Source organism: Phycicoccus sp. Soil748, assembly GCF_001428025.1.
Taxonomy (GTDB): Bacteria; Actinomycetota; Actinomycetes; order Actinomycetales; family Dermatophilaceae; genus Pedococcus.
This window is the reverse complement of record NZ_LMSC01000007.1, coordinates 202,213-217,884: the sequence shown is the minus strand read 5'-3', so window position 1 is coordinate 217,884 and position 15,672 is coordinate 202,213. Positions and strand designations below refer to the sequence as shown.

Below are 15,672 nucleotides of genomic sequence, written 5' to 3'. Positions count from 1 at the left end.
TCAGCCGGGGTGCCCCCGGTGGACAGCGGGCTCGAGCCTTGGCAGCCGCCGCGCCCACCGGCCGGCCTGTTGGGAGAACACGGCGACGACCGTCTCGAGCGGACCGCGCAGTGGCACGAGGGCGAAGAACGCCCCCACCACGGCCACCACGAGCACCTGGTCGTCGAAGTGCTCGGGAGCCTCCCAGTCGGGCCACCAGCCCTGCGCCATCAGCAGCACGTGCAGCGTGTAGAGGGACAGGGTCATCGCGCCGGCCCCGAACACCGCAGCCCACACGTCCGGCCGGCGGCGCACCAGCAGGACGCAACCGCCGACCACGGCCATCGCCGAGCCGGTCGTCTGTGCCAGGTCGAGGGCGGTCCCCGAGTGGGGTGCCACCGTGGCCAGCCACCACCAGGAACCGGTGGGCGTGGTCCCGGACAGGCCGTGGGTCAGCAGGGCGTCGAGGGCGCCGGGGTCGGTCCGCAGCTCGGGGTCGGCGTGCGCGAGGTCGGGGTAGGTCGAGGCCAGGGCCGCTCGCGCACCCGGGCGGCCCAGCAGCGCCGCGGAGACCAGCGTCGCGGCGACGGCCGTGACCACCCCGACGACGGCGACGCGCGCCGCGGTCGCGGTGCGGCGCAGGTCGAGGCGACCCAGCGCCATACCCGCGAGGAGGTAGGCGAGCCAGACCGCGGCCGGGTAGTAGCCGGTCAGGAGCAGCTCGGAGAGCAGGTGCCCCGGTCGCAGGAGGTCGCCCGGCGTGGGGCTGCCGACCTCGTGCGGCGGCAGGTGGGGACGCAGCAGGTGGGCGGCCACCGGGGCAACCAGCGCCCAGCCGACCGCCCAGCCCGCCAGCGCCCGGGCCCGAAGGCCCAGGAAGGGAAGACCGAGGACGAACAGCAGGCCGTAGTAGGCCAGGATGACCGCGATCACCGTGGGCACCGTGCCGAGGGCGAGCCCGAGGGCGCCGATGAGCAGCGCCCGCACGACCAGGCGCACCGACACATCCCGGCGCGCGGTGCCGTGCAGCGGGGTGGTGCGCCCGCTGACCAGCGCGATGCTGACCCCGGCCAGCACGGCGAACAGGGCCGACGCGCGACCGCCCGCGAGCTGTTGGACCCACGGCACCTCGTCGCCGACCCGGCCAGGCAGGACGTGGGTGGCCATCATGCCGACCAGCGCCAGCGCCCGCGCGACGTCGACCCCGACGATCCGGCCCGCCGCCACGTCGGGCAGCACCGGCTCGCTCATGAGCCTATCCTGACAGCAGCGGTGCTCCGCCGCGCGTCTCCCGGCACGGGGCAACGGCAGCGCGAGGGGTCTCGGCCGGACCCCGACGCGCTGGAGCGCGTCACAGCGCGTCGGGGCCGTGCCGGGCAGACCGGGAGGGGCCATCCACGGTCCGCCCGCGCAGGGGCTGCCAGAGGGACAGCCCGAGCCACGGGGATGGACACAGGAGTCGGGCCAGGTCACCGTGTCCAATCTCTGTTCAAGGTCTCTCAAGAACGATGGTGCCCCTCGTCCACGCCGTTGTCCAGCCTTTGCCCAAGGATGCGGACTAGCCTTTCCGGGGTGTACACGATCGGGCACGCGGCGCAGCTGACCGGCGTACCCGCAGCCACCCTGCGCGTGTGGGAGCGGCGCTACGGCCTGGTCCACCCGCAGCGCACCGAGGGCGGCTACCGCCTGTACGACGACCACGCGTTGCAGGTGGTCCGCGCGATGTCGTCGCTGGTGGCTGCGGGGTGGTCACCGCAGACGGCGGCCGCCCACCTGCTGGGCGAGGCCCAGGCCTTGCCCGTGGACGGGCACCGGCGCCTGGCAGCTGCCCCTCCCCCGGCCGGTCCCAGCGGCAGGACGTGGGACACCACCGCACTGGCCCAGGCAGCCGCTGATCTCGACCGGGAGGCCGTCGCCGCCGCCCTCGACACCGCCTTCGCCGGCGCCGGGTTCGAGCAGGTCGTCGACGAGTGGCTGATGCCGTCGCTCGAGACCGTCGGGACGTGGTGGCGTGACGGCGTGGTCGACGTCGCGGGCGAGCACCTCGTGAGCGCAGCGGTCCAGCGACGCCTCGGCGCGGCCCTGGACGCCGTCATCGTCCCCGTGCACCGCCCGCGGGTCGCCGTGGGGCTGGCGCGTGGGGCCCTGCACGAGCTCGGGGTCCTCGCGTTCGCGGTCGCGCTGCGACGCCTCGGGGTCGACGTGGTCTACCTCGGCGCCGACCTCCCCGTACCCAGCTGGGTCGGCCTCGTCGGCGCGCGGTCCCCGGCCGCGGTGGTCATCGGCGCCCCGATGGGGATGGACGTGGTCGCCGTGCGCGAGACGGTCGAGGCCCTGCGGGCCGCGCACCCTGAACTGCCGCTGTGCGTCGGGGGCTCGGCGCAGGACGACGTCGGGCACGGGACCCGCCCGCTCGGCCACACGATCCAGGCGGCCTCGCAGGCGCTGGCCGCGGCCCTCGACGAGGCTCCGCGGCACTGAGGCACCCCACGCGGGGTACGCCGAGTGGGCCCAGGGCACAGAGGCGGCGTAGGCCGCCTCTCTGCCACGTGGCCGGCCTACCGCTTCTCGAGCGCCTCCGTCAGCAGGGCCACCAGGGCCTCGAGCTGGATGTCCTCGGAGGAGCTGACGTCCTCGTCGGAGCCGTCGAGCGCGCGCGCCGCGAGTCCCGCCTTGCCGTCGATGAGCTGGGCGACCTTGGGGTCGATGGTCTGCGCGGCGATGATCCGCCACGCGGTGACCGGCTCACCCTGGCCGATGCGGTGCACCCGGTCGATGGCCTGCGTCTGCTCCGCGTCGGTCCACGACAGCTCTGCGAGCACGACGTTGGACGCGACCTGCAGGTTGAGGCCGACCCCCGCCGCCGTGAGCGAGCAGACGACCACCGCCACGTCGGGGTCCTGCACGAAGGCCGCGATCGCCGCCTCGCGCTGCCTGGGCGTCTGGTCACCGCGGATCGACGAGTAGCGCAGCCCCCGCTTGGCGAAGGTCTCCTCCGCGACGTCCATGACGTCGATGTGCTTGGCGAAGAACACGACCTTGCCGACGCTGCGGGCCAGCTGCGCGGCGTAGTCGGCGGCGAGGCCGGCCTTCGCCTGGCCGATGCGCCGCATGACGCCGAAGACGTTCTCCTCGGTCGCCGAGGGGCTGGTGTCCTCCCGCTCCCACCGCGCCACGCGCCGTACGAGCTCGTGGTCGATCCCCTCGACGAGGACGCTGGACCTGCGGGTCTCCATGGCGCTGTCGTAGCGCGCCACCAGGCGCCTGGCCAGCTCGCGCTCCGCGGCCCGGATCGAGCGCCCGGCCTCGTCGTCGAGCTCCACCGGGAGGTCGGCGATGCGACGCGCCGGGATGTCGGAGGCGACGTCGACCTTGCGCCGGCGCACGATGCCCTGGTCGATGACGCTGGCGCGGGCCGCGGTGTAGAAGCCGGGATCCGCCGGGGTCAGCCCGGTCTGCTCGAGCGCGTGCATGAGCGGCCCGAGCGGCTTCTTGTCGTCGATCCAGCCGAGGAACTGCCAGATGGCCCGGAAGTCCTCGATGTCGTTGATGAGCGGGGTGCCGGTGAGGGCCATGAGGAGCGGGCGCACGGTGCGGGTGCGGATGCGCTCCGAGAGCTGCAGCACGTGCTGCGAGCGCTGCGAGGTCTTGTTCTTGATGAAGTGGGCCTCGTCGACGACCATGCCCCGGAACCCGAGGTCGCCCAGCCACCCGACGTGGCGGTCGAGCACCTCGTAGTTGACGACGACGATGTCGGCGAACCCGTCGATGTCCTCGCCGTTGCCGTGCACCACGGTCACGGGGTGCTCCGGGGTCCACAGCTGCGCCTCGCGGGCCCAGTTGGTCTTGACGACGTTCGGCACCACGACGAGCAGCGGGTATGCCTCGGCTGCCCGCGCGGCGAGCAGCGCCTGCGCGGTCTTCCCGAGGCCCGGCTCGTCGGCCAGCAGGAAGGTGCGGTGCCCCTGGGCCGCCGACTCGACGAGCTGCGCCTGGTGGTGCATCAGCTCCATACCGGGCGGGGTGGCCAGCGGTCCGGGCTCGGGCAGGTCCATGCAGGAGGAGGCGCCACCGTACTCGAAGGAGCGGAACAGCGGGCCGAGCAGCTCCCAGCTGCCGAGGCGGCCGGTCACGGGGCGGTGGTGCTCGACGGCGGAGAAGTCGGGGGAGAGGAACGGGTTGGAGAGCTGGCGCGCGACGACCGACCTGGGCACGACCCGGCGGTCCACGGTGGCCGTCACGGTCTCGGGCTCGGGTTCGGGCTCCTCCTCCTCGGGGAGCGCGAGCCCCGCCGCCACCTGCATCTCGCGGCGCAGGACCTTCGCGTCGTCGGAGACCGTGGCGTCCTCGGCCAGGAGGACCAGCAGCGAGGTGTCGCGGGCAGCCGTCTTGGCGAGGATGGTCGCGATGCCGTCGAGCCGCTTGAGCTGCTCGGCGCGCTGGCCCTCGGTCAGGCTGGTGTCGGCCTTGAGCCGCGCACGCTCCTCGCGCACGAGCAGGGCCACGACCTGGAAGGTGGTGCGGCCAGAGGGGCGGACACGACCGCGCTGGGCGGCGGTCTCCACCTCCCGGACCGCCTTGGCGAGCACCGGGATGATGCCCTCGTTGTCGAGCTCGCGGAGCCGCCGACCGGGTCGGGAACCCCCGTCGCCGGCGCGCCGGGACGCACCGCCCCGGCCGGGACCGCCGGCTGAACCGCCGCTGCGGGCGGCGCCGTTCTGGCGCTGGCCTCGAGCCAACTGACTCCTCCTCCGCGTAGACCGCGACGAGCTGGTGTGCGGACTGACAACCGGCGCGCACGTCACGGCCGGACGATCGGACGTCGGGTCGGTCCGAGGACCCCCACGACGCGACTCGGCACCACCCACCCGCTGGAGGTCGGGGCGGCCAGGCGGCTCACCCCCGAGTGGCACCGACGAACTCCTGGACGACAGCCGCCGAGCACCGGGCCGAGCCGGGGCGAGATGGGGCGGTCCGGCCGGGAGCCGGTACTGCTCCGATCGTACCGCCCAGCGGCGCCGGTGGCGGACGGCAGGGCCGGTCCGGGTCGGGAAGGGCAAGGTCGGAAGACCGCAAGGGACATATCTCCCCTGGTTGTGGGTAGGGTCGGGGCACTGTTCGAGGGGCCTACGCGGAAGAGTCGACATGAGCATTGCCACCCCGCCAGAGACTTCTGGGACGGCGCCGACGGAGCCCAGCCCTGACTACGCGAGGCCGGCGACCGAGGCGATGGAGCCGGCGCACGACCCGGTCGGCACGACGACGGACGCGACCCCCGACAAGGACGCCGTCGACGTCAACGACCCTTGGGACGCCCCGTTGAACCCGCTCGTGGCCGTCGCTGCCGGCACCTCAGAGCCGGCCGCGAGGTTCCGCTACGACGTGCCCACCGGCTCGTGGTGGTGGTCGCCGGGCATGTTCGCGCTCCACGGGTTCGAGACCGGTGAGGTCGACCCGAGCACCGACCTCCTGATGGCGCACAAGCACCCCGAGGACCTCCTCGCGACCGAGGACACGCTGCGAGGCGTCCTCACGACGGGCGAGCCCTTCTGCTGCCGCCACCGCGTCGTCGACGCCCGCGGCCGGGTCCGTGAGGTGCTCTCGGTGGGTGAGGGCTTCTGCGACGACGACGGGAACGTCATCGCCGTGCAGGGCTACTTCGTCGACCTCACGCACGCCTTCTCCGGGCACGCCGACGACGCCCGTACGCAGAGCACCCCGTCGCTCGAGCACCTCATCGCCCTCGAGCAGGCCAAGGGCATCCTCATCGGCGCCTTCCGGCTCACGGCCGGCGCGGCCCTCGAGCTCCTGCGGTGGCGGTCGGAGGAGACCGGCGAGCCCGTCGAGGTCATCGCGCAGGGCCTGGTCACCGAGTTCGTCGCGGTCGAGGACGACGACGACCTCAGCCCGGCGCGGCGTGCCTGCACCTACCTGGGCCTCAAGCCCCTCGAGGACGACTGAGGGACGCCCGGCCCGGCTGGTCGCCCGGCCCGGCTGGTCGCCCGGCCCGGCTGGTCGCTCGGACCGGCCTACGGTGCGTCAGCGGACGGTGAACGTCTTGTCGTCGGTGGCCGGTCCGGCGCCCTCGCCACCCGACGGGTCGTCGGTCGAGAGGGTGACGGTGTAGGTCCCGGGCCGCAGCCGCGTCGTGAAGGACAGCTGCCCGAATCCGCCGGTGCCGGTCCCGCCCATGGCGGTCCCGCGGGCCACGACCGCTCCGGCCCTGGTCCGCACGACCCAGCCGAACGTGGCCTCGAACGACGTGCCGTACCCGGTGAACCTGACCGAGCCCGCCTTGCGGACCTCGCCGTACTGGGGTGAGGTCACCCACGCCTGCGCCTGGACGTCCTGCAGCGGGGCGCGGCGGGTGGGGGTGCCGATGCGCAGGACGCCCCAGACGTCGGCGGGGCCGCCGTCCTTGGTGATGGTGACCGTCGTGGCGGGGGTGCCGTTCTGGTACGCCGCCGCGGTCGCCGTGTAGACGAGCTGCTGGATGGCCGTCGCCGCGACCTCACTGCCGACGTCGTGGTTGGAGAACGCGTCGGCGGAGAGGTCCACGGTGATCGTGGTGCCCCGCTGCGACACCGTCATCCGGCTGGCGGGTCGCCACGGCGTCATGTAGTCCGGGTCGAGTGGGGCCAGCCGGGTCATCGCGCGCACGGCCGACGCGACCGCCCCGCCCGCGTCGGGGACGGTGCGGAACTCGCGGTACAGCCGGAACGAGCGCTGGGACTCGGCGATGTAGTAGACGGGGATGCTCGGGAGGGTGCGGGCGGGCAGGGTGGACGAGCCGTGGGGGGTGGTCGACGTGGCGCCACCCGGTGTGGTGGAGCTGGACGGGCCTGCGCTCGAAGAGCTGCTGCTCGACGACGCGCTCGGCTGGGTGGACGAGGTCGTTGCCGTCGACGAGGACGAGCTGGACGTGGCGTCGTTGCCCGCTCCGGCACACGCCGTGACCGTGGCGAGCAGCGCGACAGCCCCCGCCACCACCTTTGCTCGTCGACTCCTCATGACGTCTTCTCCCTCTTCTCCCTCCCCCACAGCACACCGCATGCCTGCGACTGCCTCCAGGGTCGAAAGCCCCGTCCCTTACTCCTCGTTGACGATTCATCTCGGCGCCGAGCTCTCGACCAACGTCGGCACGGGACCTAGGGCCCTGTGGAGCCGCCCCACCGGACGCACAGACTGGCCTCCCGGACACCAGAATGGAGGCTGCCATGAAGGCACAGCCTGGAGACCGCATCGTCCTCGCGCCGGTCGTCGTGGAGGGCCCGGTCAGGGACGGGGAGGTGCTCGAGGCCCGGGGGCCGGGCGGCACACCGCCGTTCCTCGTCAAGTGGAGTGACGGCCACGAGGGCCTGATCTACCCGGGTCCCGGGGCGGTCCTGCGCATCGGCGCACCGCCGCACCACGAGGACGGGCACCACGAGGGCCACGACGGGAACGGCCGGCACGAGGAGGCCGGCCACGGGACCTCCGCGGCACCCAGGGCGGCCGGTGGTGACAGCCCGCACCACGTCCGCGACTGGCAGGTGCGGATCAGCATCTTCGGCTCCGACGACGAGACCGACGCCCACGTCCTGCTCGTGGCCGACTCACCGAACAGGCTGAGCGCCAGCGGCCACAGCGAGCGGAGCCCCCACGACCTGGTGACCCCCGAGATCGGTGAGGAGGTGGCGGTCGCCCGGGCCCTGCGCCGGCTCGCCGACCAGCTGCTCGAGACGGCCGAGGGCGACATCGAGGACCGCACCGGCGAGCACGACGTCACCCTGCGCCCCCGCTGACTGAGGGCGGCACCTCGCTCCCTGACGAACCCCTTGGCGGACCCGCGGGCGCTGGCGGGTCAGGGGAGGTAGCGCCGCGCGCCCGCGAACTGCGCGGCGTACGACGGCGTGGCCACCGGGATGGTCTGCACGGCCTGCCCGGTGGCCGGCGACTGGACCATGAGCCCTCCCCCGGCATACATCGACACGTGGTGGACGTAGCCGGACGCCGTCGCGTAGAAGAGCAGGTCGCCGGCCTGCAGCGCGCTGGAGGACACGCTCCTGCCCCTCGTGGCCTGCGCGTCGGCGTCCCGGGGGACGACCACGCCGTGCACGCGGTGGACCAGCGACGTCAGGCCCGAGCAGTCGAAGCCGAACCCCGAGCGTCCCGCCCAGAGGTACGGCAGCCCGGTGAAGGCCTGGGCCGACTGCACGAGCGAGGCGCCGGTGGTCGGCTGCGCCGCGGCCGTACCGCTCCGGCGGGCGACGAGCCCCGCGTCGACCCGGCGGACCATGCCGCCGGGCAGCCCCACGCGCAGCCGGCTCCCGACACCGGCCAGCACCGGCAGGCGCGTGCCGTAGCTGATCTCCACGACCGGGGTGGCAGCGGCGGAGTCGGTGCGCAGCCACGCGGTCCGTGACACGACCGTGGCGTACTCGGTCGCCGATGCGGCGGGTGCGGCGCTGAGCTGGCGCAGCGGCAGCCACCCCGGGTAGCCGCGGGCGTCGAGCGGGGTGGGCTGGTCGGGCACGACGACCTTCGCCCACGTGCCGGAGATGGCGACCACCAGCACGCGGTCGCCCAGGAGCGCCTGGGTGTCGGCCCGGCCCTGGAGGCCACGACGGTCGGACAGGGTCATCGCCGCGAGCCACCCGCGGATGTCGGCCGGGGCGCGCAGCGCGGGCTGGTCCACGGCCCGCGGCGAGGACCACGAGCGCCAGAGGGTCGCGACGGACACGGCGACCCACGCGGAGTGCCCGGCCCGCGGTGTCACCTGGCTGCTCGTCCGGGAGGGGGCGGAAGCCGTCGTGGTGTGCGTCCGAGGAGAGGTCGACGTGTGGGCCGCACTCGACCGGGGCGACGACGTCGACGGCCCGGCAGTGGCGTCGTGCGTCGTCGTGCTCCGGGAGCCCGAGGTCGTGGTGGTGGCCGTGGCGGCGGTGGCGGGGCGCAGCGTCGAGGGCGTCGGACGCGAGGGGCCCGCACACGCGGTCAGGGCGAGCCCCCACACGAGGGTCACTGCGGTGACGACGATCCTGGAGCCCACGCCTCGACCGTCTGCCCCGCGACCGCGCGGCACCAGTGCTCGACGTCCCGGCACGGCGCCGTAACCTCAGCCTGAACGCAGGGGCCGGGGTCGCGCGCGCCACGCACGAGACGTCCAGCCCGTCGGCGCTCCCGGCGTCGACGAACACGGCGACCACCGACGGCAGGCACCCGAGGTGGCCGACCACGTGCTGCTGCGCCGGCACCACGACGACGCGGCTGTGGGTCTCCTGCGCGGTGACCGCGGAGAGGTTGGCCGGTGGGTCCTGCGGGTCGCCGTCGCCGGTCACCCACAGCACCGGGGTGTCGGTGCGGACCGCGGCGGCGTCGTCGGCCGGGACCACGCCCTTCGGCAGGTGGGCGCAGAGGGCGGCGCGCTGCCGTGCCAGCGCCAGCTCCCGGGCGAGGGCGAAGGACCGGGCGCCCTGCCGCGCCACCTCCACCGGGTCGTACCGCGCCCAGCTCTCGGAGCAGGTGATGACGTCGGCCATGAGCAGGCGCGGACCGCCGCCATCCGAGGTGCCGATGAGCCGGGCGGCCTCGACCAGCCGGCCCCGGTAGGCGAGGTGGAGTGCCAGCGGGAGCTGCGCCGCACCGGACTCGGTCAGCAGCGCAGCGTGGACCGCGGTGGCGAGCATGACCTTGTCCACCGTCTGCGTCGCGCCGGAGGCGGGGTCGACGACGGTGACCGGGTGGCCGAACCGCTTCACCAGCCCGTTCCACTCGGCGCCCAGGCGCGGGAATGCGTGGTGGCACGCCGGGTCGGCTGCGCATCGGCGGAACAGCAGGTCGAGGGCCGCCTGGCTGTTGCGCCCTATCCGTTCGAGCACCGGCACGTCGACCGGCGTCGACCCGTCGAGGACCGCCACCCGTACCCGGTCGCCGTGCTGGCGCAGGTAGTACTGGGCGACGGTGCCGCCGTAGGACGTGCCGTACAGGTCGACCTTGGCGTAGCCCAGGGCCGCCCTGACCGCGTCGAGGTCGTCCGCTGCGACCGAGGTCGTGTAGAGCCGTGGGTCGGCGTCCAGCGACGCGAGGCCTGCGCGGGACCAGGCCGTCAGGCGCTGGTCGGCGCGAGAAGGTGACTGTCCCGTGGTGTCCGGCGGCTGCGGCAGGGTCAAGGGGTGGGACCCACCGGTGCCACGCTGGTCGACGAGCACGATGTCGCGCGTCGCGTGGAGGTCCTTGAACACCGACGGCAGCCACGCGAAGAACTGGGTCGCCACGTCCCCCGGACCACCGGCCAGCACGAACACGGGGTCCGGATCATGGTGCGGCGCAACGGCTGGCACCACCGCCACCCTCAGGCCGACCTGTCGGCCGCCACTCGTGGACCGGTCCTCCGGCACGGACAGGACTCCGCACAGGGCAGCCGCCTGCGCCTTGACCGGCTGCTCACCGCTGATGGTGCAGGCCGCCATCGGTGTCCCCGCCAGCGTCCTTCCCTCCACCACCCTCGCCGTGGGCGGCGTCCGGGTGCCGCTGGAGGGGGTGCCCGGCGACGTCGTACAGGCGACGGCCAGAGCCAGCACTGCGGGGCAGAGCGCGGCGACGCGGACCCGTGTGCTGCCACGTGCTCCCACCACGCACCTCCCACGCTGCACGCACATCCCTGTCGCCGGCGTCCGTGCCCCACCGCGTGCGGCACGGACGCCGTCCACCCCGCGCTCCAGCATGGGTCGAGGGCGCCGGCACCGCGCAGAGGCGAAGGTCCCCACCCCCACCCCACGACCAGCGGCTCACACTTTTGCGGGTTGTCGCCCCGGCGGGCGCGCCGGAGGCTGGAGTGCGTGGCGAAGGGAGGCCCATGAGCAGCAAACAGAACATCGACACACCGCACGAGCAGCGCCCCTACCGGGACCACGGCCACATGGACGTGGTCACGCTGGGTGGCTTCACCCTCGGCCGTGGCGTCTTCGAACCGGGCTGGCGCTGGTCCGAGGACGTGAAGCCCATCGCCGGCACCACCTCGTGCCAGACGCACCACACCGGCATCTGCCTCTCCGGACGCATGACCGTGCAGGCCGACGACGGCACCGAGCTCGAGGTCGGCCCCGGCGACGTCGTGGACATCGAGCCCGGGCACGACGCGTGGACCGTGGGTGACGAGGCCTGCGTCCTCCTCGACACCGGCATCGCTGCCTACGCGCAACCGCGCTGAGGACCCTCCGCGGAGGTGACCTCTGGATCTTCGCCGACGGCGTGGGCCTGGTTCAGCGCGTGAGGCTCGATGCGGCACGCGTGGGGTTGGACGCGGCACCGGAGCTCATCCGCAGGTGCACGACGACACCGGACGCTGCCGTGAGGGCGGCGACGACCCAGATGGCCGGCCGAACACCCCACAGGTCGGCGATGGCTCCGGCGAGAAGGGCGCCGGCTGCGAAGCCGCCGTCGCGCCACAGGCGGTAGATGCCGACGGACCGGGCGCGCCACGATGGGTGGGCAACGTCGCCGATGGCGGCGAGCAAGGTCGGGTACACCATCGCGGTGCCGGCGCCGAGGAGGACGGCTGCTGCCAGCCAGGTCCAGAAGGTGCCGCTGAGGGCGACGAGGGCGAGGGCGACGGCCTGGGTGAGCATGCCGGTGACGATGAACGGTTTGCGGCCCCACCGGTCGGACAGTGCACCGGTGGCGACCTGCCCGATTCCCCAGACGGCTGGGTAGGTGGCTGCGAGCCATCCGATGCGACTCACGGACAGGCCGGCGCTGGTGAAGAGGACGGGGAACAGCCCCCAGGCGAGGCCGTCGTTGAGGTTGTTCACGAGACCTGCCTGGCTGACCGAGGACAGGGTGCGGTCGCGCCAGCTGGTCCGGGCGAAGATGTCCCGGTCGGACAGGGAGGCCCGTTGCAGGTGTCCGGACGCCGCCGTGCTGGCCTCGTGGTGGGCGTGGTCGTGGGTCTCACGGACGAACAGGGCCGAGGCCCCCAGACCGAGGGCAGCGAAGGCGATGCCGAGGTAGAACGGCTCGGGTCGCAGGCCGGCGTGCGCCGCGATGTAGCCGGTCGCCAGCGCCGTGGCGGCGACAGCTCCGTACCCGGCTGCCTCGTTCAGTCCCATGGCGAGGCCGCGTCGGGCTGGGCCCGCGAGGTCGATCTTCATGACGACGGTGGTCGACCAGCTCAGCCCTTGGCTCACACCCAACAGGACGTTCGCGACGATGACCCACGTCCAGGAGGGTGCCCAGATGAGCAGGAGGGGCACCGGGACGGCCACCAGCCACCCTGCGACGAGGACCGGTTTGCGTCCGTACCGGTCGGACCAGGTCCCAGCCGCGTAGTTCGCGACCGCCTTGGACAGCCCGAAGGCGGCGATGAACGTCAACGCTGCCGTGTGGGCGGTGAGTCCGAACTCCCCCGCGGCGAGCAGCGGCAGGACGGTGCGTTCCTGGCCGAGCATGCCGCCGACGAGGGCGTTGACGGCCACCAGGAGGACGAACTGCGGCAGGTTCGCTCGAAGGCCGAGGGCGGGCGCACTCGTGCCGCCGCCGCTGCGGGCGGCGCGTGCGGACAGGTCAGGCAAGGGTGAGGAAGAGCTTCTCCATGGTGGCCTGGTCCTCGGAGCTGATGCCGTCGGGTGAGGTCATGCACTCGCGCATGCCGGAGGACACGATGGCGAACCCGGCCCGGTCCAGCGCGCGGTTGACGGCGGCGAGCTGGGTGACGACGTCGCGGCAGTCCCGCCCCTCCTCGATGAGGCGGATGACGCCGCCGAGCTGGCCCTGGGCGCGGCGCAGGCGGTTGATGACGGGGGTCATGTCGTCGGTGTTGAGGGTGACCATCGTGACGCTCCTGAGCGGGGTGTGGAAGGGCGGGTGGGACGGGGTCAGGCGGTGAGGGCGGCCAGGGCGGCAGTGAGTCGTTCGCGGGCGTCGGCAGCGACGGGCGCGAGGTTCTCGTTGCCGGTCATGGTGACCATGACCTCGGGGTCCATCGCCTCGACCATGGTGGTGGTGTCGTCGATGGCTCGGACGACGACGTTGCACGGCAGGAGCAGCCCGATGGACGGCTCGGCCTGCACGGCTGCGTACGCCAGCGGGGGTCGGCAGGCGCCGAGGATGACCTGGGCAGGAATGTCGACGTCGAGCTTGGCCTTGAGGGTGGCCGCGAGGTCGATCTCGGTCAGGACGCCGAAGCCCTCCTCGACCAACGCCGACCGCGCGGCGTAGAGGACGGGCTCGAACGGCTGGTTCACGGTGGTGCTCAGGGCGTAGCCCATGGCGGGTCTCCTTGGTCGGCGCTGGCGTTCGGGCGGGTCGAGGGTGCGGGGTGCTTGGTTCAGGCGGGCTGGTTCTGCTGGGCGAGCTCGGCCCGGATGGCGTCCATGTCGAGGGCGCGGACGCCGGCGATGACCTGCTCGAGGCCGGCTGCTGGCAGGGCGCCCGGCTGGGAGAAGACGAGGATGCCGTCGCGGAACGCCATCAGGGTGGGGATGGACGTGATCTGTGCGGCTGCCGCGAGGGCCTGCTCGGCCTCGGTGTCGACCTTGCCGAAGACGATGTCCTCGTGCCGGGTCGAGGCGGCCTCGAAGACGGGCGCGAACTGGCGGCACGGGCCGCACCACGAGGCCCAGAAGTCGACGAGGACGATGCCGCCGGCGGTGATGGTGGACTCGAAGTTCTGACCGGTCAGGGTGGTGGCGCTCATGGGTTCTCCTTGGTCTGCTGAGCTGAGGATATACCTGCTGGGGTATGCAGCGTCCCACCAGTCTCGTCCATTCCCGCCGCGTCGACTGATACCCCGTGGGGTACGTCACAACAGCCATCTCGATTTGACGGCCATGCCCCCGGGGGTACTACCGTTGGCTCCATCGCATACCCCGCTGGGTATCAATGACCACGTGAAGGAGAGCAGCCAGATGTCCGAGGTCAGCCTCGAAGCGTTCGCCGCCGCCCACGCCGACGGAGCCACCGTCATCGACGTCCGCGAGCCCGGCGAGTACGTCGGCGGCCACGTGCCCGGCGCGGTGCTGATGCCCATGGGACAGCTGCCCTCGCGCACCAGCGAGCTCGACCGGACCCGGACCGTGTACGTCATCTGCGCCAGCGGCAACCGCTCCGGCGCCATGACCGACTACCTGGCCCACTCGGGCTTCGACGCCCTCTCGGTCGCCGGCGGCACCTCCGCCTGGGTCAGCGCGGGCCGCCCGGTGGTCACCGGGCAGCGCCCGCACGCCTGACCTCCCGACCTCCCCCGCACCCTGTCCCGGAAAGGACCATCCATGAACACCAGCGCCTCGCCCGTGAGTGCCCCGGTCATCATCCCCATCGACACCCCCACCCTCGGCGACCGCTCCTACCTCGCCCACGACGGGCAGGTCGCCGTCGTCATCGACCCCCAACGCGACATCGACCGCGTCCTGTCCCTCGCCGTCGAGGCCGGCGTGCGCATCACGGACGTCTTCGAGACCCACATCCACAACGACTACGTGACCGGTGGCCTCGCCCTGGCGCAGGCCACCGGCGCGCGGTACCACGTCAACGCGGCGGACGAGGTGTCCTACGAGCGGTCGCCCATCAGCGACGACGACGTCATCGAGGTGTCCGACACGATGCGGGTCCGCGCCATCGCGACCCCCGGCCACACCTTCACCCACCTGTCCTACGCCCTCGAGGCCTCCTCCACGGACCGTGAGGGTTTCGAGCCGGTCGGCGTGTTCACCGGCGGGTCACTGCTGTTCGGCGCCACCGGCCGGCCGGACCTGCTCGGCCACGACCACACCCATGACCTGGTCCACCACCAGTTCGCCTCCGCGCACCGCCTCGCCGACCAGCTGCCAGAGCACACGCACGTCCTGCCCACCCACGGGTTCGGGTCCTTCTGCTCGGCCGGGTCCACGGGCGAGGCCACCGCCTCCACCATCGGGGACGAGAAGCGCCAGAACCCGGCCCTGACCCAGGAGCAGGAGCGGTGGGTGGCCGACACCCTTGCCGGGCTGGACGCCTACCCCGCCTACTACGCCCACATGGGGCCGGCCAACAGCTCGGGCCCCAGCGCGCCGGACCTGACCGCACCCGAGGCTGCCGACAAGGACACCCTCGCCACCCGGATCGCGGCCGGGGAGTGGGTGGTCGACCTGCGCACCCGTACCGCGTTCGCCGCCGGGCACGTCACCGGCACCCTCAACTTCGGCGTCGACGGGCAGTTCGCCACCTACCTCGGCTGGCTGATCCCGTGGGGCACACCGCTCACCCTGCTCGGAGAGTCACCCGAGCAGGTGGCCGAAGCCCAGCGCGAGCTCGTCCGCATCGGCATCGACCACCTCGCCGGCGCCGCGACCGGCACCCCGGACCAGTGGACCGACAACCCCTTGGGCAGCTTCGAGCGGGCCGTCTTCGCCGACCTCGCGCAGGTCCGCCACCACCGGCAGGTCACCGTCCTGGACGTTCGTCGCACCTCCGAGTTCGACGAGGGCCACATCGACGGCGCCGTGAACATCCCCCTGCACGAGCTCCTCGGCCGCGTCGGCGAGGTCCCCGCCGGAGAGGTCTGGGTGCACTGTGCCGGCGGGTACCGCGCCTCCATCGCCGCCTCCGTCCTCGCCGCCCGCGGTGTCCCCGTGGTCGCCGTCGACGACAGCTACGGCGAGAATGCCGCCGGTTCCGGCCTGCCCGTCACCGCGGCAGCCTGACCCCCGCACCAGTTCCTACGCCCCATCCCCTCAC

14 protein-coding genes and 1 pseudogene are annotated in these 15,672 nt (G+C 73.2%); 6 read left to right on the top strand and 9 right to left on the bottom strand.

Annotation, left to right across the window (positions count from 1 at the left end; genetic code table 11):
- A complete protein-coding gene (locus ASG70_RS08755; RefSeq protein WP_056883456.1) occupies positions 1-1,230 on the bottom strand; it encodes a heparan-alpha-glucosaminide N-acetyltransferase domain-containing protein in 1,230 nt (409 codons plus the stop codon).
- 321 nt (positions 1,231-1,551) lie between these two features.
- On the opposite strand from ASG70_RS08755, the gene ASG70_RS08750 reads away from it, so the two are divergent.
- On the top strand, positions 1,552-2,460 hold the full coding sequence (locus tag ASG70_RS08750; RefSeq protein WP_056883455.1) for a MerR family transcriptional regulator: 909 nt from the start codon (positions 1,552-1,554) through the stop codon (positions 2,458-2,460).
- Between the two features lie 77 nt (positions 2,461-2,537).
- On the opposite strand, the gene ASG70_RS08745 is transcribed toward ASG70_RS08750, so the two are convergent.
- Positions 2,538-4,718 carry a DEAD/DEAH box helicase gene (locus ASG70_RS08745; RefSeq protein WP_056883454.1) on the bottom strand — a complete coding sequence of 727 codons (2,181 nt, stop codon included), beginning with the start codon at positions 4,716-4,718 and terminating at the stop codon, positions 2,538-2,540.
- Positions 4,719-5,124: 406 nt separating this feature from the next.
- Between ASG70_RS08745 and ASG70_RS08740 the strand changes: the two genes are divergently transcribed.
- Positions 5,125-5,940, top strand: coding sequence for a PAS and ANTAR domain-containing protein (locus tag ASG70_RS08740; protein WP_082590367.1), 816 nt, complete (start codon positions 5,125-5,127; stop codon positions 5,938-5,940).
- A 78-nt stretch (positions 5,941-6,018) separates the two neighbouring features.
- Here the strand turns inward: ASG70_RS08740 and ASG70_RS08735 are convergent, their stop codons facing one another.
- Complete coding sequence (locus ASG70_RS08735; protein WP_156399902.1) at positions 6,019-6,990, bottom strand: Gmad2 immunoglobulin-like domain-containing protein; 972 nt, start codon at positions 6,988-6,990, stop codon at positions 6,019-6,021.
- Positions 6,991-7,196: 206 nt separating this feature from the next.
- Here ASG70_RS08735 and ASG70_RS19925 point away from each other — a divergent pair, with 206 nt between their 5' ends.
- The gene (locus ASG70_RS19925; protein ID WP_056883451.1) at positions 7,197-7,763 is read left to right on the top strand and encodes a dsRBD fold-containing protein; all 567 of its coding nucleotides are present in this window, start codon (positions 7,197-7,199) and stop codon (positions 7,761-7,763) included.
- Between the two features lie 59 nt (positions 7,764-7,822).
- Here the strand turns inward: ASG70_RS19925 and ASG70_RS08725 are convergent, their stop codons facing one another.
- Entirely contained in the window at positions 7,823-9,010 is a 1,188-nt protein-coding gene (locus ASG70_RS08725; RefSeq protein WP_156399901.1) for a C40 family peptidase, read from the bottom strand.
- Positions 9,011-9,173: 163 nt separating this feature from the next.
- Positions 9,174-10,430, bottom strand: a pseudogene (locus tag ASG70_RS20350) (alpha/beta hydrolase); the annotation flags it as partial.
- Between the two features lie 386 nt (positions 10,431-10,816).
- Here ASG70_RS20350 and ASG70_RS08710 point away from each other — a divergent pair.
- Entirely contained in the window at positions 10,817-11,170 is a 354-nt protein-coding gene (locus ASG70_RS08710) for a cupin domain-containing protein (protein ID WP_056883447.1), read from the top strand.
- A gap of 52 nt (positions 11,171-11,222) precedes the next feature.
- On the opposite strand, the gene ASG70_RS08705 is transcribed toward ASG70_RS08710, so the two are convergent.
- The 4 genes from ASG70_RS08705 to trxA are packed head-to-tail and all read right to left on the bottom strand — an operon-like array spanning position 11,223 to position 13,654.
- Positions 11,223-12,521: an MFS transporter gene (locus ASG70_RS08705; protein WP_056884090.1), complete on the bottom strand. Its 1,299-nt coding sequence runs from the start codon at positions 12,519-12,521 to the stop codon at positions 11,223-11,225.
- 1 nt (position 12,522) lies between these two features.
- The gene (locus ASG70_RS08700) at positions 12,523-12,789 is read right to left on the bottom strand and encodes a metal-sensitive transcriptional regulator (RefSeq protein WP_056883446.1); all 267 of its coding nucleotides are present in this window, start codon (positions 12,787-12,789) and stop codon (positions 12,523-12,525) included.
- 44 nt (positions 12,790-12,833) lie between these two features.
- The gene (locus ASG70_RS08695; RefSeq protein ID WP_056883445.1) at positions 12,834-13,226 is read right to left on the bottom strand and encodes a DUF302 domain-containing protein; all 393 of its coding nucleotides are present in this window, start codon (positions 13,224-13,226) and stop codon (positions 12,834-12,836) included.
- Between the two features lie 59 nt (positions 13,227-13,285).
- Positions 13,286-13,654, bottom strand: coding sequence for a thioredoxin (gene trxA / locus ASG70_RS08690; RefSeq protein WP_056883444.1), 369 nt, complete (start codon positions 13,652-13,654; stop codon positions 13,286-13,288).
- A 193-nt stretch (positions 13,655-13,847) separates the two neighbouring features.
- Between trxA and ASG70_RS08685 the strand changes: the two genes are divergently transcribed.
- Together ASG70_RS08685 and ASG70_RS08680 are read left to right on the top strand one after the other, a co-directional pair.
- Positions 13,848-14,186, top strand: a complete 339-nt coding sequence (locus ASG70_RS08685) for a rhodanese-like domain-containing protein (protein WP_369818891.1) — start codon at positions 13,848-13,850, stop codon at positions 14,184-14,186.
- Between the two features lie 42 nt (positions 14,187-14,228).
- The gene (locus ASG70_RS08680; protein WP_056883443.1) at positions 14,229-15,638 is read left to right on the top strand and encodes an MBL fold metallo-hydrolase; all 1,410 of its coding nucleotides are present in this window, start codon (positions 14,229-14,231) and stop codon (positions 15,636-15,638) included.
- The last annotated feature ends 34 nt before the right edge of the window (positions 15,639-15,672 follow it).